Source organism: Kosakonia sp. MUSA4 (assembly GCF_013085925.1).
Classification (GTDB): domain Bacteria; phylum Pseudomonadota; class Gammaproteobacteria; order Enterobacterales; family Enterobacteriaceae; genus Kosakonia; species Kosakonia sacchari_B.
This window is the reverse complement of sequence record NZ_CP025697.1, coordinates 2,171,990-2,197,071: the sequence shown is the minus strand read 5'-3', so window position 1 is coordinate 2,197,071 and position 25,082 is coordinate 2,171,990. Positions and strand designations below refer to the sequence as shown.

General features: G+C 54.4%; 28 protein-coding genes. 14 read left to right on the top strand and 14 right to left on the bottom strand.

Annotated elements, in window-relative coordinates:
• Nucleotide 1: 1 nt before the first annotated feature.
• Entirely contained in the window at nucleotides 2-427 is a 426-nt protein-coding gene (locus C0557_RS10480) for a CopD family protein (RefSeq protein ID WP_208658391.1), read from the bottom strand.
• Between the two features lie 743 nt (nucleotides 428-1,170).
• Here C0557_RS10480 and dtpA point away from each other — a divergent pair.
• The gene (dtpA, locus tag C0557_RS10475) at nucleotides 1,171-2,673 is read left to right on the top strand and encodes a dipeptide/tripeptide permease DtpA (RefSeq protein ID WP_208658390.1); all 1,503 of its coding nucleotides are present in this window, start codon (nucleotides 1,171-1,173) and stop codon (nucleotides 2,671-2,673) included.
• A 108-nt stretch (nucleotides 2,674-2,781) separates the two neighbouring features.
• Nucleotides 2,782-3,387 carry a glutathione transferase GstA gene (gstA, locus tag C0557_RS10470; RefSeq protein ID WP_208658389.1) on the top strand — a complete coding sequence of 202 codons (606 nt, stop codon included), beginning with the start codon at nucleotides 2,782-2,784 and terminating at the stop codon, nucleotides 3,385-3,387.
• 78 nt (nucleotides 3,388-3,465) lie between these two features.
• Here gstA and pdxY read toward each other — a convergent pair whose 3' ends face one another.
• From pdxY to anmK, 5 genes are all read right to left on the bottom strand, one after another.
• Nucleotides 3,466-4,326, bottom strand: coding sequence for a pyridoxal kinase PdxY (gene pdxY / locus C0557_RS10465; protein ID WP_208658388.1), 861 nt, complete (start codon nucleotides 4,324-4,326; stop codon nucleotides 3,466-3,468).
• Nucleotides 4,327-4,398: 72 nt separating this feature from the next.
• The gene (tyrS, locus tag C0557_RS10460; protein WP_208658387.1) at nucleotides 4,399-5,673 is read right to left on the bottom strand and encodes a tyrosine--tRNA ligase; all 1,275 of its coding nucleotides are present in this window, start codon (nucleotides 5,671-5,673) and stop codon (nucleotides 4,399-4,401) included.
• A 142-nt stretch (nucleotides 5,674-5,815) separates the two neighbouring features.
• The gene (gene pdxH, locus C0557_RS10455) at nucleotides 5,816-6,472 is read right to left on the bottom strand and encodes a pyridoxamine 5'-phosphate oxidase (protein ID WP_074779260.1); all 657 of its coding nucleotides are present in this window, start codon (nucleotides 6,470-6,472) and stop codon (nucleotides 5,816-5,818) included.
• Between the two features lie 57 nt (nucleotides 6,473-6,529).
• A complete protein-coding gene (mliC, locus tag C0557_RS10450; RefSeq protein ID WP_007374779.1) occupies nucleotides 6,530-6,850 on the bottom strand; it encodes a C-type lysozyme inhibitor in 321 nt (106 codons plus the stop codon).
• A gap of 91 nt (nucleotides 6,851-6,941) precedes the next feature.
• Entirely contained in the window at nucleotides 6,942-8,066 is a 1,125-nt protein-coding gene (gene anmK / locus C0557_RS10445) for an anhydro-N-acetylmuramic acid kinase (RefSeq protein WP_208658386.1), read from the bottom strand.
• A 284-nt stretch (nucleotides 8,067-8,350) separates the two neighbouring features.
• On the opposite strand from anmK, the gene slyB reads away from it, so the two are divergent.
• Nucleotides 8,351-8,818, top strand: a complete 468-nt coding sequence (gene slyB, locus C0557_RS10440; protein WP_043953712.1) for an outer membrane lipoprotein SlyB — start codon at nucleotides 8,351-8,353, stop codon at nucleotides 8,816-8,818.
• A gap of 68 nt (nucleotides 8,819-8,886) precedes the next feature.
• On the opposite strand, the gene slyA is transcribed toward slyB, so the two are convergent.
• Nucleotides 8,887-9,327, bottom strand: a complete 441-nt coding sequence (gene slyA / locus C0557_RS10435; RefSeq protein WP_043953713.1) for a transcriptional regulator SlyA — start codon at nucleotides 9,325-9,327, stop codon at nucleotides 8,887-8,889.
• Nucleotides 9,328-9,523: 196 nt separating this feature from the next.
• Here slyA and C0557_RS10430 point away from each other — a divergent pair, with 196 nt between their 5' ends.
• From C0557_RS10430 to C0557_RS10420, 3 genes are read left to right on the top strand one after another with little or no spacing between them, the layout of a single operon-like run.
• Complete coding sequence (locus C0557_RS10430; protein WP_208658385.1) at nucleotides 9,524-9,760, top strand: DUF1656 domain-containing protein; 237 nt, start codon at nucleotides 9,524-9,526, stop codon at nucleotides 9,758-9,760.
• A 2-nt stretch (nucleotides 9,761-9,762) separates the two neighbouring features.
• The gene (locus C0557_RS10425; RefSeq protein WP_208658384.1) at nucleotides 9,763-10,626 is read left to right on the top strand and encodes an HlyD family secretion protein; all 864 of its coding nucleotides are present in this window, start codon (nucleotides 9,763-9,765) and stop codon (nucleotides 10,624-10,626) included.
• Nucleotides 10,623-12,647 (top strand): FUSC family protein, encoded by a 2,025-nt coding sequence (locus C0557_RS10420; protein ID WP_208658383.1) that lies wholly within the window; start codon nucleotides 10,623-10,625, stop codon nucleotides 12,645-12,647. Before C0557_RS10425 ends, C0557_RS10420 begins: the two co-directional genes overlap by 4 nt.
• Here the strand turns inward: C0557_RS10420 and sodC are convergent.
• From sodC to C0557_RS10405, 3 genes are all read right to left on the bottom strand, one after another.
• The gene (gene sodC, locus C0557_RS10415; protein ID WP_208658382.1) at nucleotides 12,640-13,161 is read right to left on the bottom strand and encodes a superoxide dismutase [Cu-Zn] SodC; all 522 of its coding nucleotides are present in this window, start codon (nucleotides 13,159-13,161) and stop codon (nucleotides 12,640-12,642) included. The two genes, C0557_RS10420 and sodC, sit on opposite strands and share 8 nt — an antisense overlap.
• Before the next feature lie 71 nt (nucleotides 13,162-13,232).
• Nucleotides 13,233-14,129, bottom strand: a complete 897-nt coding sequence (locus tag C0557_RS10410) for an aldo/keto reductase family oxidoreductase (protein ID WP_074779272.1) — start codon at nucleotides 14,127-14,129, stop codon at nucleotides 13,233-13,235.
• 49 nt (nucleotides 14,130-14,178) lie between these two features.
• Nucleotides 14,179-14,418, bottom strand: coding sequence for a DUF1289 domain-containing protein (locus C0557_RS10405; protein WP_035889243.1), 240 nt, complete (start codon nucleotides 14,416-14,418; stop codon nucleotides 14,179-14,181).
• 119 nt (nucleotides 14,419-14,537) lie between these two features.
• Between C0557_RS10405 and C0557_RS10400 the strand changes: the two genes are divergently transcribed.
• From C0557_RS10400 to rnt, 4 genes are all read left to right on the top strand, one after another.
• Nucleotides 14,538-15,134 (top strand): TetR/AcrR family transcriptional regulator, encoded by a 597-nt coding sequence (locus tag C0557_RS10400; protein WP_208658381.1) that lies wholly within the window; start codon nucleotides 14,538-14,540, stop codon nucleotides 15,132-15,134.
• Nucleotides 15,135-15,190: 56 nt separating this feature from the next.
• On the top strand, nucleotides 15,191-16,285 hold the full coding sequence (locus C0557_RS10395) for an alkene reductase (RefSeq protein ID WP_074779276.1): 1,095 nt from the start codon (nucleotides 15,191-15,193) through the stop codon (nucleotides 16,283-16,285).
• A gap of 95 nt (nucleotides 16,286-16,380) precedes the next feature.
• Entirely contained in the window at nucleotides 16,381-16,788 is a 408-nt protein-coding gene (gene gloA, locus C0557_RS10390) for a lactoylglutathione lyase (RefSeq protein WP_007374767.1), read from the top strand.
• Between the two features lie 91 nt (nucleotides 16,789-16,879).
• Nucleotides 16,880-17,533: a ribonuclease T gene (rnt, locus tag C0557_RS10385; protein WP_208658380.1), complete on the top strand. Its 654-nt coding sequence runs from the start codon at nucleotides 16,880-16,882 to the stop codon at nucleotides 17,531-17,533.
• 40 nt (nucleotides 17,534-17,573) lie between these two features.
• On the opposite strand, the gene C0557_RS10380 is transcribed toward rnt, so the two are convergent.
• Entirely contained in the window at nucleotides 17,574-17,918 is a 345-nt protein-coding gene (locus C0557_RS10380) for a Grx4 family monothiol glutaredoxin (protein WP_208658379.1), read from the bottom strand.
• A gap of 330 nt (nucleotides 17,919-18,248) precedes the next feature.
• Between C0557_RS10380 and C0557_RS10375 the strand changes: the two genes are divergently transcribed.
• Nucleotides 18,249-19,082: a C40 family peptidase gene (locus tag C0557_RS10375; protein WP_208662897.1), complete on the top strand. Its 834-nt coding sequence runs from the start codon at nucleotides 18,249-18,251 to the stop codon at nucleotides 19,080-19,082.
• A 123-nt stretch (nucleotides 19,083-19,205) separates the two neighbouring features.
• Nucleotides 19,206-19,787 (top strand): superoxide dismutase [Fe], encoded by a 582-nt coding sequence (sodB, locus tag C0557_RS10370; RefSeq protein WP_074779284.1) that lies wholly within the window; start codon nucleotides 19,206-19,208, stop codon nucleotides 19,785-19,787.
• Between the two features lie 47 nt (nucleotides 19,788-19,834).
• On the opposite strand, the gene C0557_RS10365 is transcribed toward sodB, so the two are convergent.
• Complete coding sequence (locus C0557_RS10365; protein ID WP_208658378.1) at nucleotides 19,835-21,004, bottom strand: MFS transporter; 1,170 nt, start codon at nucleotides 21,002-21,004, stop codon at nucleotides 19,835-19,837.
• Nucleotides 21,005-21,170: 166 nt separating this feature from the next.
• Nucleotides 21,171-21,260 (bottom strand): YnhF family membrane protein, encoded by a 90-nt coding sequence (locus C0557_RS10360; protein ID WP_090137008.1) that lies wholly within the window; start codon nucleotides 21,258-21,260, stop codon nucleotides 21,171-21,173.
• Nucleotides 21,261-21,559: 299 nt separating this feature from the next.
• Between C0557_RS10360 and purR the strand changes: the two genes are divergently transcribed.
• Nucleotides 21,560-22,585 carry an HTH-type transcriptional repressor PurR gene (gene purR / locus C0557_RS10355; RefSeq protein WP_074779287.1) on the top strand — a complete coding sequence of 342 codons (1,026 nt, stop codon included), beginning with the start codon at nucleotides 21,560-21,562 and terminating at the stop codon, nucleotides 22,583-22,585.
• 19 nt (nucleotides 22,586-22,604) lie between these two features.
• Here the strand turns inward: purR and punR are convergent, their stop codons facing one another.
• Nucleotides 22,605-23,516 (bottom strand): DNA-binding transcriptional activator PunR, encoded by a 912-nt coding sequence (gene punR / locus C0557_RS10350; protein ID WP_208658377.1) that lies wholly within the window; start codon nucleotides 23,514-23,516, stop codon nucleotides 22,605-22,607.
• A 110-nt stretch (nucleotides 23,517-23,626) separates the two neighbouring features.
• Between punR and punC the strand changes: the two genes are divergently transcribed.
• Nucleotides 23,627-24,826: a purine nucleoside transporter PunC gene (punC, locus tag C0557_RS10345; protein WP_208658376.1), complete on the top strand. Its 1,200-nt coding sequence runs from the start codon at nucleotides 23,627-23,629 to the stop codon at nucleotides 24,824-24,826.
• Nucleotides 24,827-25,082: the final 256 nt, after the last annotated feature.

Sequence of the window (25,082 nt, the reverse complement as noted above, 5' to 3'; positions counted from 1 at the left end):
GTCAGAACGGCCGGAATACCGCCAGCAGAATAATCACCGCCACCACGACGATAATCAGCGTGGTGGCATTACGCACAGCGCCTGCGCCCTTCACCGCCTCGCCTGCCGCCATCCGGCGTATCGTTGCCGAAAGAAAACCGTGCAGCCCGGAAAGCGCAATCACGGCCACAATCTTCACGACCAGCCAGAGATGCGGAAACTGTCCGTGAGCGATAACCATGATCGCTCCGGCAATCCACAGCAGCAGCATCGCGGGGGTAACGACTTTGCGGCTCCAGCGGCGTACCGTCAGCAACAACCCCGCCGTAGAGGTTTTATCACTTTGCAGCGCGCTCCAGCCGGCAACCACAGCCATTACCAACATGCCGCCAATCCAGACGATGGCGGAGACAATATGTAACGCATTGAGCCACGGGTGAAAGTTCATTATTTGACTCCAGTAGAAAGGGACAGGCAGCAGTCTGCCAGTAGCGCGGCGGGATGTCATGGGCAATGCGCGGCATAACGTTAAAAAAGCCAGGGTTATTGCCTTTTTACCGTATGCGGAAGTCATGAAAATTGGCGGAACTTGCTGATTTTCAGCCGATAACTGATGTGATATTACTCACATCTCTGCACATTGCCCATTAAGACGCATTAATGTGCGAAAAAAGGTGAATTGAGCAAATAATCGTTCACTTATGCGTATTCATTAAGTCTTATCATTTTTTTAGAAGAAAAAAATACAACCACAGTGTGATTATACTGACATTGCTAATGTGATGTTAAAAAAGAAGTTTACCGCTGAAAATTCCATGGCGCAGCGCAAAGTTTAATCACTTATTTTCAAGACATATAACCATCAATGTTTGATAAACCAGTCCAATACACTACATTACAAGCAAAACAGTAGAACATATGGCTAATAAAGCAAACCCACCCGCTCATCTCAGTGGAAAAATCCGTCTTTATTACATTGATAAAATTTAACTCTGAATAACAAATACAATTACCGAGTAATGTAATGACGGAGATCTATGTAACAGAATATTTCGAAGGTATTGCCTGAAAGCCCAGGATAGTGAACATTACCCGCCGTTTCCCCTCCCAATATAACTATAAGCGTGATGAACTCTGGTTATTACGCGCTGAACACCCCCGTTAATATGGGATGTAAAAAAAGAGGTATATGTGTCAACTGCAAACAAACCAACCGAAAGCGTTAGCCTGAACGCGTTTAAACAACCGAAAGCGTTTTATCTGATTTTCTCCATCGAGTTATGGGAACGTTTTGGTTACTACGGCCTGCAAGGGATCATGGCCGTTTACCTGGTAAAACAGCTGGGTATGTCCGAAGCGGACTCGATTACGCTGTTCTCTTCCTTTAGCGCGCTGGTCTACGGCCTGGTCGCTATCGGCGGCTGGCTGGGCGATAAAGTCCTCGGCACCAAACGTGTGATTATGCTGGGCGCGATTGTGCTGGCGATCGGCTATGCGCTGGTAGCATGGTCTGGTCATGACGCCGGTATCGTCTATATGGGTATGGCGGCTATCGCCGTCGGTAACGGGCTGTTCAAAGCCAACCCGTCTTCCCTGCTCTCTACCTGCTATGCCAAAGATGATCCGCGTCTGGACGGTGCATTTACCATGTACTACATGTCCGTTAACGTTGGCTCCTTCTTCTCTATGCTGGCAACGCCGTGGCTTGCCGCGAAGTTCGGCTGGAGCACGGCATTTGGTCTGAGCGTTGTCGGTCTGCTGATCACCATCGTTAACTTCGCCTTCTGCAAACGCTGGGTGAAAAACTACGGTTCAAAACCGGATTTCGCACCGGTGCGCATGGGTTACCTGCTGGCGACCATCGTCGGTGTCGTCGTGCTGGTTGCCATCGCCACCTGGCTGCTGCACAACCAGGGGATCGCCCGTATGGTACTGGGCGTTGTTGCGCTGGGCATTATCTGCATCTTCGCGAAAGAGACGTTCGCCCTGCAAGGCGCTGCGCGTCGCAAAATGATTGTGGCCTTCATTCTGATGCTTCAGGCGATCGTTTTCTTCGTCCTGTACAGCCAGATGCCGACGTCCCTGAACTTCTTTGCCATTCGCAACGTTGAACACACGCTGTTCGGCATCGCGTTTGAGCCGGAACAGTATCAGGCGCTGAACCCGTTCTGGATCATTATTGGTAGCCCGATTCTGGCCGCGATCTACAACAAAATGGGCGATACGCTGCCGATGCCGCATAAATTTGCGATCGGTATGGTGCTGTGCTCAGGCGCGTTCCTGGTTCTGCCGCTGGGCACCAAATTCGCGTCCGATGCCGGTATCGTCTCCGTGAACTGGCTGATTGCAAGCTACGCCCTGCAAAGTATCGGCGAACTGATGATCTCCGGCCTGGGCCTGGCGATGGTTGCGCAGCTGGTACCACAACGTCTGATGGGCTTCATCATGGGTAGCTGGTTCCTGACTACTGCCGGGGCGAACATCATCGCCGGTTACGTCGCTAACCGGATGGCGATCCCGGAAAACGTGACCGACCCGCTGATGTCACTGGATATCTACGGTACTGTCTTCCTGCAGATTGGTATCGCCACAGCCGTGATTGCTGTGCTGATGATCCTGGCTGCACCGAAGCTGAACCGCATGACGCAGAGCGACGACAACGTGCGCGAAACGTCGGAAACCGCAACAGCGTAATCGCTGCGGGGAACACGAAATATTCAGCCGCTAACCCAGGTTAGCGGCTTTTTTTTTATTCCGCGGCGTAATAACCTAATGCACGAAATTAACGATAAGGAAAGCATAATGAAACTGTTTTACAAGCCAGGCGCCTGCTCGCTTGCATCGCACATTGCCCTGCGTGAAACCGGTAAAGACGTGACGCTGGTTAGCGTCGACCTGATGAAAAAGCGCCTGGAAAATGGCGAAGACTTTTTTGCCATTAACCCGAAAGGCCAGATCCCTGCGCTTCAGCTTGATGACACCACGCTGGTGACGGAAGGCGTGGCAATCATGCAGTATGCCGCCGACAGCGCGCCGGACAGCCAGCTTCTGGCGCCCGTTGGTACGTTGCCGCGCTACAAAACGCTGGAGTGGCTGAACTTTGTCGCCACCGAGCTGCATAAAGGCTTCACGCCGCTTTTTCGCCCGGATACGCCGGAAGAGTACAAACCGACGGTTCGCGCTCTGCTGGAGAAAAAGCTGCAATACGTAAACGAATCGCTGGCGAACAGCGAGTGGATCAGCGGCGCGCGCTTCACCATTGCTGATGGCTACCTGTTTACGGTGCTGCGCTGGGCGCGCGCGGTGAAACTGAACATGGAAGGCCTGAGCCATATTGACGCTTACATGGCGCGCGTTGCTGCTCGTCCGGCGGTTGCGGCAGCGATGGCAGCGGAAGGTATTCAGTAAGTATTGATGGCCCCACAGTGCGTTTGCGGGCGGCATTGATGCCAGTAAGAGAAAGGCGGGAAAATCCCGCCTTTTTTATTACAGCAAGGTTGCGCTGAACAGATGTTCCGGTTTCGCGATCCTGTCCTGCGCTGCCACCACTTGCAGCTCGTACTCCTGCATGCCGTGAGTGGTCAACATAATTTCATACACCGCAGCCGTTACATGCTCCAGCGCCTCACGTACCGGCGCGCCCTGCAGCAGCTTCACCAGCAACAGCCCGCTGGTGACATCGCCGACGCCAACCGGCTGGCGCGCGCCGAAATCGACCAGCGGACGGCTGATATGCCAGGCTTCCTGCGGCGTCACCAGCAGCATCTCAAAACGATCCGCGCTCAGACCGGCGCGCGCCAGATGTTTCACCAGCACAATTTGCGGCCCCTTCGCAATCAGTTCACGCGCGGCAGCGACCGCCTCCTGCACGCTATTCACTGCATGTTCGCAAAGGATCTCCAGCTCAATCAGATTAGGCGCAATGATATCGCTGGCCGGTAACGCGTGGCGCAGATGAAATTCGGCAACGCCTGGCGCAACGATGCACCCTTTTTCGGGATGTCCCATCACCGGATCGCAGAAGTATTTCGCCTGCGGATTGGCGGCTTTTACCTGACGCACGATACCGAGAATATGTTCCCCCTGTTCCGCCGAACCGAGGTAGCCGCTCAGTATCGCGTCGCAGCGCTGTAGCTGATCAATAGCGGCGATACCCTGCACAATCTCCGTCAGATGCGCGGGCGACATAACGCTGCCGGTCCATTTTCCGTACTGGGTGTGGTTAGAAAATTGCACCGTATTCAGCGGCCAGACATTGGCGCCAAGACGGCGCATCGGAAATTCAGCCGCACTGTTCCCCGCATGCCCAAAGACCACATGCGATTGAATGGCGAGGATGTTCTTCATTTTTGTAGCCTTGCAATGACGGGACAAAAAAAGAAGGGAGTGATTTCTCACTCCCCCGGGATATGACGTGAATTATTTCCAGCAGATCAGGCAGTAATTTTTCTTACCGCGACGCAGCAGCGTGTAGCGACCAAACAGGCGATCGCTGTCGGCGAAGGTGTATTCCGGATCGGACTGTTTTTCACCGTTGATGGTGACCGCATTGGAGGCGATGGTTTTACGCGCCTGGCCGCGGGACGGTTGCAGTTCGGAGTCGACCAGCGCCTGCATCAGATCCGCGCCTTTTTCCATCTCGACCATCGGCACGCCATCCTGCGCCAGCTGTTCGAAATCCGCTTCGCTCAGATCGCTCAGCGTGCCGTTAAACAGGCTTTCGGTGATGCGTTTTGCGGCAACCAGCCCCTCTTCACCATGCACCAGACGCGTGACCTGCTCGGCCAGCACATACTGCGCGCGCGGTGCTTTACCGCTGTTCTTGTCTTCTTCTTCCAGCGCGTTAATTTCGGCGATGTCCATAAAGGTGAAGAATTTCAGGAAGCGATAAACATCCGCATCGGCGGTGTTGATCCAGAACTGGTAGAACTTGTACGGACTGGTTTTCTTCGGATCCAGCCAGACCGCGCCGCCTTCGGTTTTACCGAATTTTGTGCCGTCAGCTTTGGTGATCAACGGAACCGTCAGGCCAAATACCTGATTCTGGTGCAGACGACGGGTCAGGTCGATACCGGAAGTGATGTTGCCCCATTGATCGGAACCACCGATCTGCAACGCCACGCCGTGCAGCTTGTTCAGGCAGGCGAAGTCGTAACCCTGTAACAGGTTGTAGGAGAACTCGGTAAAAGAGATACCGACATCATCACGGTTCAGACGCTGTTTCACCGCTTCTTTGTTAATCATCTGGTTAACAGAGAAGTGCTTGCCGATATCGCGCAGGAAGGTCAGCACGTTCATATTGCCGAACCAGTCGTAGTTGTTCGCCGCAATTGCGGAGTTGTCACCGCAGTCGAAATCGAGGAACGGCGCCACCTGCCTGCGGATTTTATCCACCCACTCCTGCACGGTGTCTTCGGTATTCAGTTTGCGCTCGGTTGCTTTAAAGCTCGGATCGCCAATCAGCCCGGTCGCGCCGCCTACCAGCGCAACCGGTTTGTGACCCGCCTGCTGGAAGCGTTTCAGGCATAACAATGGAACGAGATGCCCCAAATGCAAGCTGTCTGCGGTGGGATCGAAGCCGCAATAAAGCGCGATTGGCCCCTGCGCCAGTCGTTCTGCTAACGCTTCCTCATCCGTTACCTGAGCCACCAGGCCCCGCTCTTGCAATTGTTTAATCAAGTTACTGCTTGCCATCAAATTCTCCATGTATAAAACGGAACTGCACCTTTGCCGGTACACGACTTTTCGCCAGATGCGAAAGGATACTTCAGGGGGGCAGATAGCATAAAGCGCCGGAACACGGAGTACCAGCGCTTAACGCAACATTTTTCAGGGATTACGGGGCGAGACGATCAATTTTCCATGCGTTATTTTCACGCTGGTATAAAAAACGATCGTGCAGACGGTTGGCACCGCCCTGCCAGAACTCCATTTGCTCAATACTGACGCGGAAACCGCCCCAGAAACTGGGCAGAGGAATTTCGCCCTGCTGGAACTTTTGCTTCAGTTCAAGAAATTTACTTTCGAGGATACCGCGTGCGGAGATACGGCTGGATTGTTTAGAAACCCAGGCGCCGATTTGGCTGTCGCGCGGGCGGCTGTGAAAGTACTTCACCACTTCCAGCGTCGATAAGCGTTCCGCTTTACCGATGACCATCACCTGGCGTTCCAGCATGTGCCATGGGAACAGCAGGCTGACCGCCGGATTATGCTCAATATGGTGCGCTTTACGGCTGCCAAGGTTGGTATAAAACACCAGCCCTTTTTCATCATAGTGCTTAAGCAACACGATACGCTGATAAGGCTGACCGTTTTCATCCACCGTTGCTACCACCATGGCAGTCGGATCGGCGAGCTGGGCCTCGCAGGCTTGCCCTAACCAGCGTTCAAAGAGTTTCAGCGGCTCTGCTGGCAGGTCGTTACGGCGCAGACCGCCTTTAGTGTATTCACGGCGCAGATGCGCGATTTGCTGCAATTGATCGTTATCAGACATGGCATTAGCAAAAAATAATCATCAGGGAGGGCTATTATGCGCCCCCCTGTGAAAATCTCAACGCTCTGGAATTAACTGACAGTTATTCAGCACGATGCGATCGCGTTTATAGACCGTCGCGCCGTTACCTTTCGACCAGAAAACATAAACGCCATCGGTATAGCGCGCGCCGGATGCCGATAACCCTTGTTGCAGCGTCAGTAGTTTGTCATCCCAGACGAAACTGGCCTGCTGGCGGGTACGGTTAATTTTCACGGTCAGGGGCTTTTCATCGCACTGGTAAACCAGCGTGTCGGTATGCATCCGTTCAACGAACTGGTTGTAATAACTACACCCGGCAAGCAGTGCGGGCAGGCAGGCAATAAGCAGTTTTTTCATTGGGTATCCCTGGACAGTCCTGGTCACGGAGGGCGAAGCGCCCTCCTTAAATGCGGTCAGTCTAGCGATGTAACACCAAAGTAAAATCCGGTTAACTCTGATTCTGACGTGGGTTCGCCGGATAGATGGCGCCAAGTATCGTCGGCGCAGAAGCGCCGGTCACCGACGGCAGATTGCCTGGTAACCCGGCGAGCGTTCGCCATGCCAGCCAGGCAAAAGCCAGCGCTTCCATATCATCACCGCTGATCCCTGCGTCATCCGTCGTGGAAACTTCAATACCCGGCAGCAGCGCCGCCAGGCGCGCCATCACCAGCGGGTTGCGGCTGCCGCCGCCGCACACCAGTAGACGTTCACAACCGCCACTCAGCAATACCTGCTCGGAAATGGTCACCGCCGTCAGCTCCGTCAGCGTTGCCTGGACATCACTGGCGCTAATACCCGGGAAATGAACCAGATGGCGCTCAAGCCAGCCATAGTTGAAATATTCGCGCCCGGTGCTTTTCGGCGGTATCGCCGCGAAGTAAGGATCGCTGAGCATATTTTGCAGCAGCGGCAGCACCACTTTCCCTTCGCTTGCCCACTGAGCGTCTTTGTCATACGGCTTGCCTTTTTGCCGCCAGATCCAGGCATCCATCAGCATATTACCCGGCCCGGTGTCATAGCCTCTGACCGGCTGACCGGGGATTAACAGCGACAGGTTGGCAATACCGCCAATATTGAGCACCATCCGTCGTTCAACCGGATGCGCCAGCAGCGCGTGGTGAAAAGCCGGAACCAGCGGCGCGCCTTGTCCGCCCAGCGCCATATCGCGCCGACGAAAATCGCCGACCACCGTTACGCCAGTACGGGCGGCAATCTGATTGTTATCGCCTATTTGCAGCGTATGCGGTGCAATTCCCGTTGGCTCGTGCCAGACCGTTTGCCCATGGCAGCCAATCGCCACGATATCTTCCGGGTGCAGATGCTCGCGATCCATCAACGCCAGAACGGCATCAGCGAACAGTTTTCCCAGTTGCGTATCCAGCCGTCCCAGTTGCGAAAGCGTGAGCGGCTGCCCCTGGCAAATCGCGAGGATCGCCTCTTTCAGCGGCAGTGGAATAGGAAACGTCAGGCTTGCCTGCTGCGCGACCATGTTCTCATCGATGGCCGCCAGCACCACGTCCACACCGTCCAGACTCGTTCCCGACATCACCCCAATGTAGCGACCCGATTTCATGCGCCTTCCTTAATTTGCGTAACTCAGGAGCAACACTCCACCATAAAGCAACCATTAACGCTATCGACTACAAATACTTTTTAACAATCGTGCTGTTTTTCACTCAGTGAAATCCCATCAGGCTACGTTTATAATCGCTTCGTTTAAATCTGGTTAAACAGACACCGGGTATTATTTTTGCCAGGATTAGGCAGAAGATACGACCTGGCATTGTAAAAATGCCATATAATTTAACCATGACGGATGCTCATAAGAGCATTTCATGGTGAACAGGAGATTCATAAATGATGTTACGTGCACTGGCAGTTTCGCTGATTGGTTTAACGTTGGCTGGTTGTGTCAACAACGATACGCTTTCCGGTGATGTTTACTCTGCCTCCGAAGCCAAACAAGTGCAAAATGTCACTTACGGCACCATTGTTAATGTCCGTCAGGTACAGATTCAGGGCGGCGATGACAACAACGTTATCGGCGCGATTGGCGGCGCGGTGCTGGGTGGTTTCCTCGGTAATACCGTGGGCGGCGGTACTGGTCGTTCTCTGGCTACCGCAGCAGGCGCGGTTGCAGGCGGCGTAGCGGGTCAGTCCGTTCAGGGTTCGCTGAACAAAACTCAGGGCGTTGAGCTGGAAATTCGTAAAGACGACGGTAACACCATCATGGTGGTGCAGAAACAGGGCAATACCCGTTTCGCTGCGGGCCAGCGCGTCGTGATGGCCAGCAACGGCCGCCAGGTCACTGTTTCTCCGCGCTAAGCGCCAGGTTGCTGTTGCGACCCCCTTCAGACATAAAAAAAGCCTTGCGATTGCAAGGCTTTTTCAATTCAATCCCGCGACTGTAGCTCAAGGATATTTTGTTCCAGCCGGGCAATCATCTTGATTAAGAGATCCAGTTCTTCCGCCGAGATCCCGGAAAGAATTTCCCCCCGGGTTTTGCGAATCACTGTCTCCATCTCATCGATAATCGGTGCTGCTTTTTCCGTCAATTTGATCCGTTTTGCCCGGCGATCGTTGGCGCATGTCTGGCGAGAAATAAGACCTTTCTCCTCCAGTTGGTCAAGCGTACGCACCAGCGAAGGCTGCTCAATGCCAATCGCTTTAGCCAGTTGAATTTGCGACTGCTCGGGCGGCAACTGATGAATATTGTGCAGCGTTACCCAGTGAGTCTGCGTTAATTCCAGAGGTTTTAGGCGATGGTCAATCAAAGCGCGCCATACGCGCACTAAGCGTGCCAGATCAGAACCTAATGGCGATTCCAATTTCATCTCCTTATAATTAGCTTGCTAACTTATTATACTCATTTTAAAATAGTTTGCAGTATTTATATTGGTAAAACAAATGTATTGCTGTCCCGGTCAAGTGGTTTGCGAAGTCGCTCCCAGCTCTGACGTCGCACCTTTATCGGTTTCTTACCGTTAAGCCCTGCCCGGCGATCCGTTTGACTGCACAGGACATATAAACGTGAAGTGGAGTTCGAATTATCTGGATTTACCCCTGCAAGACCTGATTTTCGGCGCATCAGTCTATTTCCCACCTATTTTTAAAGTCGTGATGCTTGGCTTTCTGCTGTGGCTTGTCGCCCACCGTTTGTTGCGCGAGTGGATCTACGCTGGCGAGATCTGGCACCCCATTCTGATGGATCTTTCCCTGTTTGTTATTGCGCTGAGTCTCGCGCTCGGCTTGCTCATCGTGTGGTAATTATGCGTCTGAAATCCCTTAAATATTTTTCCACTTTGCTGGTACTGGCCGTGGCAGTTGTCGCTGCATGGTGGATGTGGAACTACTACATGCAAGCCCCCTGGACGCGGGATGGAAAAGTTCGCGCCGAACAGGTCAGTATTACGCCGCAGGTTTCCGGCACGATTACCGCGCTGGCGGTGAAAGATAACCAGTTCGTCAAAGCCGGGCAGTTGCTGTTTCGCATTGATGATACGCCATACCACATCGCCGTTCTGAACGCCGAAGCGCAACTGGCAAAAGCGCAAACCGATCTGGCAAAAGCCAGTGACGAAGCCCACCGCCGCCGCCGTCTGTCACAAAATTACATCTCCGCAGAAGATCTCGATACTGCCAATATTGGCGTTAAGGCTGCGCAGGCGGGCGTTGCGATCGCCGAAGCGCAGTTGGCGCAGGCAAAATGGCAGTTGGCGCAGACCACCGTCAGCGCACCGGTGGATGGCTGGGTCACTAATCTCTCGGCGCGCACGGGCAACTACGCCACCGCCGGACAGCCAGTTTTCGCCCTTGTCGATAGCAATTCGTTTTATGTCATGGGTTATTTTGAAGAGACCAAACTGCGCCATATTCATGAAGGCGCTACCGCGAAAATTGTACTGTACAGCGGCAATGTTACGTTACAGGGTCACGTATCCAGTATTGGCCGCGCGATCTACGATCAGAGCGTTGAAACGGACAGCGGCCTGGTCCCGGACATCAAGCCAAATGTGCCCTGGGTGCGGCTGGCGCAGCGCGTGCCGGTACGTATTCAGTTTGATAAATTGCCCGACAATCTGACGCTGGTTTCCGGCACTACCTGTACCGTGGCAATTGGCGAACAACCATGAAATCACCCGCCTGGCTGTGGCAAAACCTGCCGTGGGTAAAAGCCACGACCGACCAGTGGCGTTACGCGCTGCGCAACGGCATCGCCATGTGTCTGGCGCTAACGGTGGCTTATTATCTCGATCTGGATGAGCCCTACTGGGCGATGACATCCGCCGCGGTGGTCAGTTTTCCCACTGTCGGCGGCGTGATCAGTAAGAGTCTTGGCCGTATTGCCGGGAGTCTGCTCGGAGCCAGCGCTGCGCTGATTATCGCCGGGCAAACGTTGAATGATCCGTGGCTTTTTTTGTTTGCCATGTCCGGCTGGATTGCCTTTTGTACCTGGGCTTGCGCGCAATTCACCAATAATGTCGCTTACGCCTTCCAGCTTGCTGGCTACACCGCGGCGATTATCGCGTTCTCGGCGGTCAACATTACCGATACCACCGAGCTGTGGGATACCGCCCAGGCGCGCGTCTGTGAAATCACGCTGGGGATCCTGTGCGGCGGCATGATGATGATGGTGATCCCCGGCACGGCGGACGGCGTTACCTTACTGACAACCTTAAAAAAGATGCATGCCCGTCTGCTGGAGCACGCCAGCCTGCTATGGCAACCGGACACGACCGATGCCATTCGCGCCGCCCATGAAAGCGTCATCGGCCAGATCCTCACCACCAATTTGCTGCGCATCCAGGCTTTCTGGAGCCATTACCGTTTCCGTCAACAAAACGCCCTGCTCACCTGGCTGCTGCATCAGCAACTACGTATGACCAGCGTGATCTCCAGCCTGCGCCGGATGCTGCTTAACTGGCCGGACGCGCCAGCCAATTTGCGCCCGATAATAGAAGAATTATTGGCCGCGCTGGCAAGGCCGAACGCGGACGCGCTGACCATCGCCCGGATAATTGCGCCTCTTGCGCCTGGCGAGCAGGATGATTTCCGCCACCACGCATTCTGGCAGCGCTTACGCTATTTTTGCCGCCTCTATCTGGCCAGCAGCCGCTGGCTGGCGCGTATTGAGAACGCAACGCCGATCAGCGTCTATACGCCGCCGCGTAGCACGGCGCTGATGCGCTATACCGATAATGCCGAGGCGCTGTGGAGCGGTATTCGGACTTTCTGCACGCTGGCGCTGATCGGCGCCTGGAGCATTAATACGCAGTGGGAATATGGCGCGGCGGCGCTGACGCTGGCGTCAGTCAGTTGCGTGCTCTATTCGGTGTCGCCAGCGCCTTTTGACTCCCTAACGCTGCTGTTGCGCACATTGCTGCTGTTGTCGCTGTCCAGTTTTGTGGTGAAATTTGGTCTGATGGTGCAGATAAGCGAGCTGGGTTCATTTTTGCTGTTTCTGTTTCCGTTGCTGACTACTATGCAACTGCTGAAATTGCAGATCCCCAAACAGGCCGGGCTATTGGGACAGTTGATCGTCTTTATGGGCTCGTTTATCGCAGTGACCAATCCGCCTACTTATGATTTCGCCGATTTTTTAAATAATAGCCTTGCGGAAATTCTCGGCGTTGCGCTGGCCTGGCTGTCATTTGCCGTGCTGCGTCCCGGTTCCGATGCGCGCAAAAGCCGCCGCCATATCCGTACCTTGCGGCGTAATTTTGTCGATCAACTCAGCCGCGTACCGCAACTGAGCGAGGATGAGTTCGAATCCGTGGTCTATCACCACATCAGTCAGTTGAGCAGCAGTACGGACGTACTGGCGCGGCGCTGGTTATTGCGCTGGGGAGTGGTGCTGCTGAATTGCTCGCATGTGGTGTGGCAACTTCGCGAGTGGGAGATTCGTTCCGATGCGCTGGCAAACGTGCGTGATATCTGCATTGCGTTACTGCGCGATGTGATGAGTGAGCGTGGCGTTCAGCAACGAACGCTGTCCACCACGCAGGCGGAGTTACAACATATTTGTGTCACGCTGGGAAAACACCATCAGCCTGCGGCGCGCGAACTGGCGTCGGTTATCTGGCGTCTTTACTGTTCGCTTTCCCAACTGGAGCAAGCGCCGCCAGAAGGCACGCTTATCGAGCGAATCACTTGATGACGCCACAGGCATAACGCGCTCCACCACCGCCCAGCGGTTTTGGTTGATCGGACATATTATCGCCGCCGACATGAATCATCAGCGCTTTGTCTTTCACGTCATCCAGCTTTTTCAGCCGCGGCGCAATCACCGGATCGGTAGCTTTACCGTCGTTATTGACTACCAACACCGGCAGATCGCCTAAATGTCCGACGCCCTCCGGTCCTTCATGTTTACCCGTATGTTGCGGATCAAGATGACCGCCTGCAGCCTCAGCGGCGGAGGCTTTGCCCTCCTTCATCGCGGGCTCGCAACTGCCTTTGGCGTGGACGTGAAAGCCGTGCTCGCCGGGCGGCAGGGCTTTCAGATCCGGCGCAAATTCCAGCCCTTTGTCCGTTTCACTGATTTTCACGCTGCCGATCGACTGCCCAATGCCCTGGGCAGTGACGAGATGCATCTCGACGTCTTCACTGGCGGCCTGCGCACCCGCACAGACCAACAGCGCCAGCATTGCCAGACTAAAACGCTTCATATGACCTCCTTTGATATACGTTTACCCTGTCAGTTTAAACCAGGATGAACGATTTCACCGGGAGGCCCTGCTTATGGAACGTCGTAGCCCAACGCCGCTTTGCGGATGCGGAACCATTGCTGGCGAGTCATCTGCAGCTCCAGCGCGCCAAGCGCCGATTTAACGCGTTCAATTTTGCCGGAACCGATAATCGGCAGCGGCGACGATGGCAGACGCATGACCCACGCGTAAACCACCTGTTCGATCGTTTCCGCGTTCAGCTCGCGTGCAACATTCGCCAGCTCATCGCGCAACGGTTGAAAAGCCGGATCATTAAACAGGCGACCGCCGCCCAGGCACGACCACGCCATCGGGCGAATGCGCAGTTGTTGCAGTTGATCCAGCGTGCCATCAAGCAGCAGCGGCTGATGTACCGGGGAGATCTCCACCTGGTTAGTCGCCAGCGTAAACGGCAGCCGCGATTGCAACAGTGAGAACTGCGCCGGGGTGAAGTTGGAAACGCCAAAGTTGCGCACTTTACCGCTCTGGTGCAGATGCAGGAATGCCTCTGCTACTTCATCGGCATCCATCAGCGGATCGGGACGGTGAATCAGCAGCAGATCGAGATGATCGATAGCCAGATTGCTCAGCGACTGTTCAGCGCTTTTGATGATGTGGTCACGATCGGTGATGTAATGACCAAGCACGTTTTCCGCTTTCGCGGTGGTCGCAATACCGCATTTACTGACGACTTCCATCCGTTCACGCAGATGCGGAGCCAGTTTCAGCGCCTCGCCAAAGGCGGCTTCACACTGGTAGCCGCCATAAATATCAGCATGATCGACAGTCGTGATGCCCAGATCGAGATGCGCCTCAATAAAACTCACCAACTGGCGCGAGGACATGTTCCACTCCATCAAACGCCAGTAACCCATCACAAAACGAGAGAACTCCGGGCCTTGCGGCGCAAGAGCAATACGTTGAACCATAGTTGTATCCTCAAAGGTCATTTTCCTGTGAGTATACGCATTTTCAGGGTCAAAAAAGTGAAGGTTGCTGAGGTTCTTCCGGGGGAAGGGATTTGTTTGCACGCATTTTGCGCAGCCAGCGCTGACGGCACAAGCGGAGCACCTCTTGTTTTTGCCCGTCGCTCATATTTTGCCAGTTGAAACGCTCATCGCGGCTACGCATGCAGCCACGGCAAAAGCCCCGCTCATCTGACTGGCAGATGCCGCGACACGGACTCTGGACAGGAAAAAACTCCAGTTGTTCAGGCACTGTCGTCTCCGTTAATGCATGCACTCCCTCTATTGAAGACTGCTCATTGATAACGTGCAAGCCCTAAAGCGCATTGATTGCCACTTGCAGTAGACCGAACGGTCTAGTAGAGTGGCGCGATGAGCAGAAATACCGAACACGACACGCGCGAACACTTACTGGCGACCGGCGAGCAACTTTGCATGCATCGCGGGTTCACCGGTATGGGCCTGAGCGAATTATTGAAAACAGCAGAAGTGCCGAAAGGCTCGTTCTACCACTATTTTCGCTCAAAAGAGGCGTTTGGCGTGGCGTTACTTGAGCGTCACTATGCGGGTTACCACCAGCGGCTGGCTACCCATTTCGCCAGCGGGCCGGGAAATTATCGTGACCGGCTGCTGGCGTACTATCAGGAGACGCTGAACCAGTTTTGCCAGCAGGGCATTATCAGTGGGTGCCTGACGGTGAAACTCTCTGCGGAAGTGTGCGATCTGTCGGAGGATATGCGCGCCGCGATGGACAAAGGCGCAAGCGGCGTTATCGCCCTGCTTGCGCAAGCGCTGGAAAAAGGGCGTGAAGATCGTAGCCTTACTCTTTCCGGCGATGCGCTGACGCAAGCGCAGGTGCTGTATGCTTTATGGCTGGGTGCCAATTTGCAGGCCAAGATTTCTCGCAGTGCCCTGCCGCTGGAAAGCGCTTTGGCGCATGCGAAAACCATTATCGCTATACCTTTGTAATCTCAGGCTTTTTTATTTCACATTTTACTAGTCGACCGGTCTATTCAGGAGTTGTTATGTCCAGTAAGTTATTCACGCCGCTGAAAGTGGGCGCAATTACCGTTCCAAACCGTGTTTTTATGGCTCCGCTGACGCGTCTGCGCAGCATTGAGCCGGGCGATATTCCGACGCCGCTGATGGCGGAATATTACCGTCAACGCGCCAGCTCTGGCCTGATCATCAGCGAAGCCACACAAATCTCCGCGCAGGCGAAAGGTTACGCGGGCGCGCCGGGCCTGCACAGCGCCGAACAGGTCGCTGCATGGCAGAAAATTACCGATGCAGTACACCGTGAAAACGGCCGTATTGCGGTTCAACTGTGGCACACCGGTCGCATCTCACACAGCAGCCTGCAACCAGGCGGCGCAGCGCCTGTCGCGCCTTCGGCTATCAGCGCGGGCACCCGGACTTCGCTGCGTGATGCCAATGGCAACGCCACCCGTGAAGATACTTCTATGCCGCGCGCACTGGAGACCAGCGAAATCCCGGGCATCGTTAACGATTTCCGCCAGGCCGTTGCTAATGCGCGTGAAGCGGGCTTTGACCTGGTCGAACTGCACTCTGCCCACGGCTACCTGCTGCATCAGTTCCTGTCGCCATCATCCAACCATCGTACCGATCAGTATGGCGGTAGCGTGGAAAACCGCGCTCGCCTGGTACTGGAAGTAGTCGATGCCGTGAGCAAAGAGTGGGGAGCCGATCGCATCGGGATTCGCGTTTCGCCAATTGGCACATTCCAGAATGTAGATAATGGCCCGAACGAAGAAGCGGATGCGCTGTATCTGATTGAAGAACTGGGTAAACGTGGCATTGCTTACCTGCATATGTCCGAACCGGACTGGGCGGGCGGCGAGCCGTACACCGATGCGTTCCGTGAAAAAGTGCGTGCGCGCTTCCACGGCCCGATCATCGGCGCTGGCGCTTACACCGTTGAGAAAGCGGAAGCGCTGATCGAGAAAGGTTTGATCGATGCTGTGGCCTTTGGTCGCGCCTATATCGCTAACCCGGATCTGGTGAAACGTCTGCAACTGAAAGCGGAACTGAACCCGCAGCGCCCGGAAAGTTTCTACGGCGGCGGCGCAGAAGGCTATACCGACTACCCGTCTCTGTGATCCTCTGATTGTTCATTGATAGCGGCGGGTTTCCGCCGCTATACTAAAATGATGCATCTAACTGGAACGTTAATTCATTTATAAAAGAGGACATCATGCGCTTACTTCACACCATGCTTCGTGTTGGCAACCTGCAACGCTCCATCGACTTCTATACCAAAGTGCTGGGCATGAAGCTGCTGCGTACCAGCGAAAATCCGGAATATAAATACTCGCTGGCCTTTGTGGGTTACGGCCCGGAAACCGAAGAAGCAGTCATCGAGCTGACTTACAACTGGGGCGTCGAGAGCTATGAGCTCGGCACCGCCTACGGTCACATCGCGCTGAGCGTGGAAAATGCCGCAGAGTCCTGCGAAGCAATCCGCAAAAACGGCGGTAACGTAACCCGCGAAGCGGGTCCGGTTAAAGGCGGTACCACCGTCATCGCCTTTGTTGAAGATCCGGACGGTTACAAAATCGAACTGATCGAAGAGAAGCATGCCGGTCACGGCCTGGGTAATTGATCCCTTCGGGCGCACTTTGCGCCCGCTGTTTTACATCCCTTCGCAAAATTTGCCATAATGCGCTGCCATTTTCCCGTATCAAGAGATCCTGATGTCCGATAACGCTCAACTTACTGGTCTGTGCGACCGTTTTCGCGGTTTCTATCCTGTGGTGATTGATGTTGAAACTGCCGGCTTTAACGCCAAAACCGACGCACTGCTGGAAGTCGCCGCCATTACGCTGAAAATGGATGAACAAGGCTGGCTGATGCCTGACAGCACCCTGCATTTCCACGTTGAGCCCTTCGAAGGCGCGAACCTGCAACCGGAAGCGCTGGCCTTTAACGGTATTGATCCCTCGAATCCACTGCGCGGCGCGGTAAGCGAACATGATGCGCTGCACGCCATTTTCAAAATGGTGCGCAAAGGCATTAAAGATCAAAACTGCAACCGCGCGATTATGGTGGCGCATAATGCCACCTTCGATCATAGCTTTATGATGGCGGCCGCCGAACGCGCGTCGCTGAAACGCAACCCTTTCCACCCGTTTGTCACCTTTGATACCGCATCGCTGAGCGGGCTGGCGCTGGGGCAAACCGTGCTGTCAAAAGCCTGTGCCGCCGCAGGTATTGCCTTTGACGCCTCGCAGGCGCATTCGGCGCTGTACGATACGGAGCAAACCGCCCTGCTGTTTTGCGAAATCGTGAACCGCTGGAAGCGTCTGGGCGGATGGCCATTGCCGATCGCCGAGGATTCACAGGCGTAAAAAAAGCGACCCCAGGTCGCTTTTTTTTATTGGCGGAAACTTATTCCGCAGCCGGCACGTCTTTATGTTTTGCCGCCGCTTCTTTAATCAGCGATTGCAGTTCGCCGCGCTGATACATCTCAATGATGATATCGCAGCCGCCGACCAGTTCGCCTTCCACCCACAGTTGCGGGAAGGTCGGCCAGTTAGCGTATTTCGGCAGTTCTGCGCGGATGTCCGGGTTTTGCAGGATATCCACATACGCGAAACGTTCGCCACAAGCAGAGAGCGCCTGCACAGCCTGGGCGGAGAAGCCGCAGCTCGGCAGCTTCGGGGAGCCTTTCATATACAGCAGAATCGGGTTTTCAGCGATTTGACGCTGGATTTTCTCAAGGGTTGTGCTCATTGTCTTACTTCCTTCAACTTCTTCTACGGCTGAGATCTGACATTGTAACGGTTCAGACAAGCAACGGAAAATAACATTTTATTCACCGCTCATTATTTTATCGTCTGTCACGTAAAGTTGCCTTAAAAATATAACTTAACCCCACTCGCCCTGCTCAACTCTTAACCGTCATAGAAACGTTTTGCTGCTTTTTTTTGCGCTTGCTAACGAAACGAAGTTATAGATGCAAAAACAGTATTAACTTTTGTGCTTTTTATGGATTAGAATCGACGGGTTTTGAAAAACCATACGCAGGCATATTATATGCTTGCCATAACAGGGGATTGCTCAGTGGCGCGGATACCAAAAGCTTCGATCACGCTCTGTGCTTTGTTGTTCACCACGCTTTCTTTCACGCCATTGGCTAACGCCTCTGAACAGGCGCGAGCATCGGCCGTGCAAAAATCGCATCTGGCGAAAGCATCCGAACGTAAGAAAAAAACCACATCACAAAAAACATCAAAGAAAAGCAGTCGCAGTACGGCAGAAAAAACCACCAGTAAAAAAACAACAGAAAACAAGAAGTCACCGGCTAAGAAAAAAGTTTCCACCAGCAGCAAAGCCAGTCAGATTACCTCGCGTCGTAACAAAACCAGCCAGTTAAAAACTACAGAAGTCGCCTGGACGGAAAAATGCAGTACGCCGCGCAAAGGCCGCAAGCCTCATTGTGTCAAAGTCAAAAAAACCACGACCATTGCTGAGGCACATAAAGTGCGTATTCAGAAAGCCCAGAAAACGGCGATGTCAAAACTGATGAACCAGATTGGTAAACCTTACCGCTGGGGCGGCACCTCGCCGAGCACCGGTTTTGATTGTAGTGGTCTGGTCTATTACGCCTATAAGGATTTGGTGAAATTCCGCATTCCGCGCACCGCCAACGAAATGTATCACCTGCGTGATGCTTCGCCGGTGAATGTGGCGGAGCTGGAAAGCGGCGACCTGGTATTCTTCCGCACGCAGGGTCGCGGTACCGCCGATCACGTTGGCGTGTACGTTGGCAACGGCAAGTTTATCCAGTCTCCGCGCAGCGGCCAGGATATTCAGGTTACTTCCCTTAGCGAAGACTACTGGCAGCGCCATTACGTCGGCGCTCGCCGCGTCGTTACGCCGAAAACCATTCGTTGATCCCATCGCCTGTCGTCACTGCGACAGGCGATGTTCTCTTTTTCCCATCCCCGCGATTTGTTACTCTAAGCCGCACACTCAGTAGGGTTATTGGGTGTATTAAAATAATGAAGGAGAGTAGCAATGTCGTTCGAATTACCTGCATTACCGTATGCAAAAGACGCCCTGATGCCGCATATCTCAGCCGAAACGCTGGAGTATCACTATGGTAAGCACCATCAGACTTATGTCACTAACCTCAACAATCTGATCAAAGGCACCGCCTTCGAAGGCAAAACGCTGGAAGAGATCGTTAAGCACAGCGAAGGCGGCGTATTCAATAACGCCGCGCAGGTCTGGAACCACACCTTCTACTGGAATTGCCTCGCGCCGCACGCTGGCGGTGAGCCGAGTGGCGAACTGGCCGCTGCGATTGCTAAAGCATTTGGCAGCTTTGCGGAGTTCAAAGCGCAGTTTACCGATGCCGCAGTGAAAAACTTTGGTTCAGGCTGGACATGGCTGGTGAAAAAAGCGGATGGCGGGTTGGCGATTGTCTCAACGTCCAATGCGGGAACACCGCTGACGACGGATGCGACACCGCTGCTGACTGTCGATGTCTGGGAACATGCTTATTACATTGACTACCGCAACGCCCGTCCGAACTACCTTGAGCACTTCTGGGCGCTGGTCAACTGGACCTTCGTGGCGAAGAATTTCGCCGCATAAAACATTCGCTGCATAAAACAAAGGAGGGGCATTGCCCCTCCTCTTTTTTACTCAACCGCCGCACAGGCTCGTTCCGGCTGTGATCGCCCGGAAAACAGCACCACCATCAGCCCAAGCCCTGCAATAATCGCCCCCATCACCGGGACAAAATCATAACCCAGACCACCGGAAATTACCGCGCCGCCCGCAGCCGCACCGAGTGCGTTGCCGAGGTTAAAGGCACCAATGTTCACTGAAGAAGAGAGCCCCGGCGCTTCATGTGCGACGCGCATTACACGCATTTGCAGCGGCGGAACCACGGCAAAGGTCGCAGCGCCCCAGACCACCATACTGATAGCCGCGCCCACTTCGCTACGGGCCAGGAACGGAATGGCCAGCATGATGGCAATCAACAGGATAAGAAAGCCTTTCAGCGTACCGGTTACCGAACGATCCGCCAGCTTGCCGCCAAGGTAGTTACCAATCGAGAAACCGACGCCAATCAGCACCAACATCCCGGTAACAAATACCGGCGTAGCATCAGTAATGGTACGCAGCACCGGCGAAATATAGGTATAAAGTGTGAACATCGCGCCTGCGCCGAGCACCGTCGTCAGCAGTGCTGACAGCACCTGTGGACGAACCAGCACAGACAACTCTTTGCGTACATCCGGGCGTTCGCCCGCTCCGCCGCCAGGCAGTGAAAAGTAGAGGCTCAGCATGGCAACCAGTCCCAGCCCGGCGGTCGCCATAAATGACATACGCCAGCCGATGGTTTCACCCAGCCAGGTTGCAGCAGGCACGCCGCCAATATTGGCGATGGTCAGCCCCATAAACATGGTCGCGACGGCGCTGGCTTGTTTCTCTTTTGCCACCACGCTTGCCGCAACAACCGACCCCAGGCCAAAGAAGGCGCCGTGGTTGAGGCTGGTGACGATGCGCGCCAGCATTAAGGTGGTGTAGTCCGGCGCGATTGCCGACAGCACGTTGCCCAGTGTAAAGATCGCCATCAGGAAGATCAGCGCGTTACGTCTGCCACGGTGTGACAGCAGCAGCGTCATTAGCGGCGCCCCCACCATCACGCCAATCGCATAAGCGCTAATCAGCATTCCCGCCGCCGGAATGGAAACATCGACGCCACGGGCAATAACGGGCAGCAACCCCATCGGGGAGAACTCCGTTGTACCTATCCCAAAGGCGCCAATCGCCAGGGCAAGCAGAGGGAAATTAATTTTCATCGTTTGACTCCGAAAAAGCCGTGTCGGTTGGGGACACTGTCGCAGAAGTCAAAAGTATGACATGAATCACAAAAAACAGAAGTTAGCAGGATGACAAAAGATTATTGCAGAAGTGATAACAATGGCGGGGGAAAAGCCGAGGGAGAAGGCTCTCCCTCGTGTCAGATCAATGCAGCGCGGCGGTCAGCCCACCGAAAACAATCAGGCTCAGAACAATGACAGTAGTGACCAAAGAATACTTCAGATCGGTGCTCATCAATTTTTCTCCATTTTCATTTCCCCACAAAAAGTGAGTTTGCGCATTTTTGCACAGATAATCATAAAAATCTTGCAGGAATTAGCGGGAGATATGTTTTAGCGCTTCCCCTTTTGCTCAAGATAAGACAAAATTCGACGCTAAATTTATTAGCGTACCGGCCATTGACTCCCCTCCTGACGTTTAGTGTCTTTTTCCCGGCGTACCGCACTCACTTTGCTGGGGTTCAGGGTGATTGAAGGCAAACGTTTACCTTAAGTATTATCAGGAGCTTATGATATGGTCTGGAGTGATTTCTGATGGCAACGATTAAAGACGTCGCGAAACGAGCAAACGTTTCCACTACAACCGTATCACATGTAATCAACAAAACGCGCTTCGTCGCTGAAGAGACCCGCAACGCCGTATGGGCAGCGATCAAAGAGTTGCATTACTCCCCCAGCGCCGTGGCGCGTAGCCTGAAAGTCAATCACACTAAATCGATCGGTTTGCTGGCCACCAGCAGCGAAGCCGCCTATTTTGCCGAGATCATCGAAGCTGTAGAGAAAAAATGCTTCCAGAAAGGCTACACCTTGATCCTTGGCAACGCCTGGAACAACCTTGAGAAACAGCGCGCCTACCTGTCGATGATGGCGCAAAAACGTGTCGATGGCCTGCTGGTGATGTGCTCCGAATACCCGGAATCGCTGCTGAGCATGCTGGAAGAGTACCGTAATATCCCGATGGTGGTGATGGACTGGGGCGAGGCGAAAGCCGATTTTACCGACTCGGTCATTGATAACGCTTTTGAAGGCGGCTATATGGCCGGCCGCTATCTGATTGAGCGCGGGCATCGCGATATCGGCGTCATTCCAGGCCCGCTGGAGCGCAACACCGGCGCTGGCCGCCTCGCTGGTTTTATGAAGGCGATGGAAGAAGCGATCATCACCGTACCGGAAAACTGGATCGTACAGGGCGACTTTGAACCGGAATCGGGTTACCGGGCGATGCAGCAGATCCTCAACCAGTCACACCGCCCCACTGCCGTGTTCTGCGGCGGCGATATTATGGCGATGGGCGCGCTCTGCGCGGCAGATGAGATGGGGCTGCGCGTTCCCCAGGACATTTCGCTGATCGGCTATGACAATGTGCGCAATTCCCGCTACTTTACGCCCGCGCTGACCACCATCCATCAGCCGAAAGATTCGCTGGGTGAAACAGCGTTTACCATGTTGCTCGATCGTATCGTCAACAAACGCGAAGAGTCGCAATCCATTGAAGTTCATCCGCGCCTGATCGAACGCCGCTCGGTGGCGGATGGCCCGTTCCGCGACTACCGCCGTTAATCACATCCCGCGGGGGCCGTTACTCCGGCTCCCGCAACCATTCGCTGTTCAGCGTCTCACTGTCCCCCAGATACTCCAGCAGCCAGCTCAACGCCGGTGATGCGTCGTTTTGTTGCCATGTCAGGCAGCAGGCCGCATCCGGAAAAGGGTTCTCCAGTTCCAGCGCCACCCAGTCGCCGCTGTCCAGCCGTGGACGGGCGAAATGCGCGGGCACCATCCCCACGCACAGCCCGGCAGAAAGGCAGGCTTCGGAAGCGGACCAGTCCGGCACGATGACCCGCTTCTGGTTATCCAGCAGCCAGGTAATGCGTTTAGGCAACGAGCGCGACGTATCTTCCTGAATCAACGAAGGCCAGTTGCGCAACGTTTCATCGCTTAGCGGGCCGGGCATTGATGCCAGTGGATGGCGGCTGGAAACCACGCATTTCCAGCTCAGCATGCCCATATCACGAAACGCGTAGCGTCCACCGACCGGGATCGCCTGGGTCGCGCCAATCGCCACCTCAACGCGTCCATCTGCCAGCGCATCCCAGACACCGTTGAACACCTCCTGGTAAACCTGTAACTCGACATCGTTAAAATGTCGGTAGAAATCGACGATCAGTTGCCGTGTTCGCGCCGGTTTCACAATGTTATCCACGGCAATCGCCAGCTGGCCGCGCCAGCCGTTAGCGATCTGTTGACACTGTTGGCGGGTGATCTGCATTTTTTTGATAACAGATCGCCCCTCTTTTAAAAACCAGCTTCCGGCGGGTGTTAGCTCCACATCGCGATGACGGCGTTCGAATAACGGAACCGCCAGCCACTCTTCGAGTTGGCGCACGGTATAGCTCACTGCTGAAGGTACACGGTGCAGCTCCTGGGCGGCACCGCTGAAACTACCGTTGCGCGCAACAGCATCTACCACTTCCAGTGAATATTCTGACCACATAATCTGCCTGCAAAAATTTTGAAATCACTGCGCAAATATTAGCGTTTCACAAGCAGGAAAGCACTCCTTACACTCGACAGCCCTGAAGAAGCAACAAGGTGAGAACTCGAATGCAACCTGGCAAAGGATTTTTAGTCTGGCTCGCGGGATTAAGCGTGCTGGGCTTTTTAGCCACCGACATGTACCTGCCCGCGTTTAGCGCGATACAACAAGATTTGCAAACCTCTCCGGCCATCGTTAGCGCCACGCTCAGTTTGTTCCTGGCAGGCTTTGCTGTCGCACAACTGGTGTGGGGGCCATTGTCGGATCGCTATGGCCGCAGACCTATTCTGTTGAGCGGGCTGACCATTTTCGCACTTGGCTGTCTGGGAACATTGTGGGTACGGGACGCCAGCCTGTTACTGGCGCTGCGTTTCGTACAGGCGATCGGCGTTTGTGCCGCTACCGTCAGCTGGCAGGCGCTGGTCACTGACAACTATCCGGCACACCGCGTTAATCGTATCTTCGCGACCATTATGCCGCTGGTGGGCCTGACGCCTGCACTTGCCCCTCTGCTGGGTGCGTGGATGCTGGAGCACTTCTCCTGGCAGGCGATTTTTGCCACGCTGCTGGCAATAACCCTGGTGCTGATGGTGCCCGCCTGGCGGTTGAAAACGCCTGCACAGCCCGCTGCGCTGCATGAACAGCCGCTGACCTTTTTCGATCTGTTGCGCAATAAAGCGTATCGCGGCAATGTCATCATCTACGCCGCCTGCTCGGCCAGTTTTTTTGCCTGGTTGACCGGTTCGCCGTTTATTTTGCACGAGATGGGTTATGGTCCGTCAGTGATTGGTCTGAGTTACGTACCGCAGACCATTGCCTTCCTGATTGGCGGTTATGGTTGCCGCGCCGCATTGCAAAAATGGCAGGGTTCCCGCCTGCTTCCGTGGCTGCTGAGCGCCTTTGGGCTAAGCGTGATTACCACCTGGATCGTGGGTTTGCTGCCACAGGCATCATTGACCGCACTGCTGATCCCGTTCTGTTTTATGGCTATGGCCAACGGCGCCATCTATCCTGTTGTGGTGGCACAGGCGTTACGCCCGTTTCCCCAGGCGACTGGTCGCGCAGCCGCGCTGCAAAATACGTTGCAACTCGGGTTGTGTTTCCTGGCAAGCCTGGTGGTTTCAGGGCTGATTGCCACGCCGCTGTTCACCACCACTAGCGTGATGGTGGCGATGGTGCTGCTGGCGGCGTTTGGCTATCGCCAGCAACACCAGCGTAATACCGAAATGGTAGAAGATGAGGCTGTCCCCTCCTCTTCGCACGGATGATTGTGTTAACGACTATCGATAGTGAAGTGATTAGCTTGCTAACAGCTTTAAGTTGAATCACCTGATATTGAGGCCTATACTGATTTTCGGTTTTTAATAAATACGATAAATATTATGTAGTAACGGGCACCGGATTGTGCCCGTCATTCCAGGGAAGGCCTTTCGGCAAGGGTCATCTCCCTTCCTCTGTTCTACGTCGGATATCAGCCTCACGGCGAAAACCGTGAGATTTCTCACAAGCCCGAAAAAGCGACTA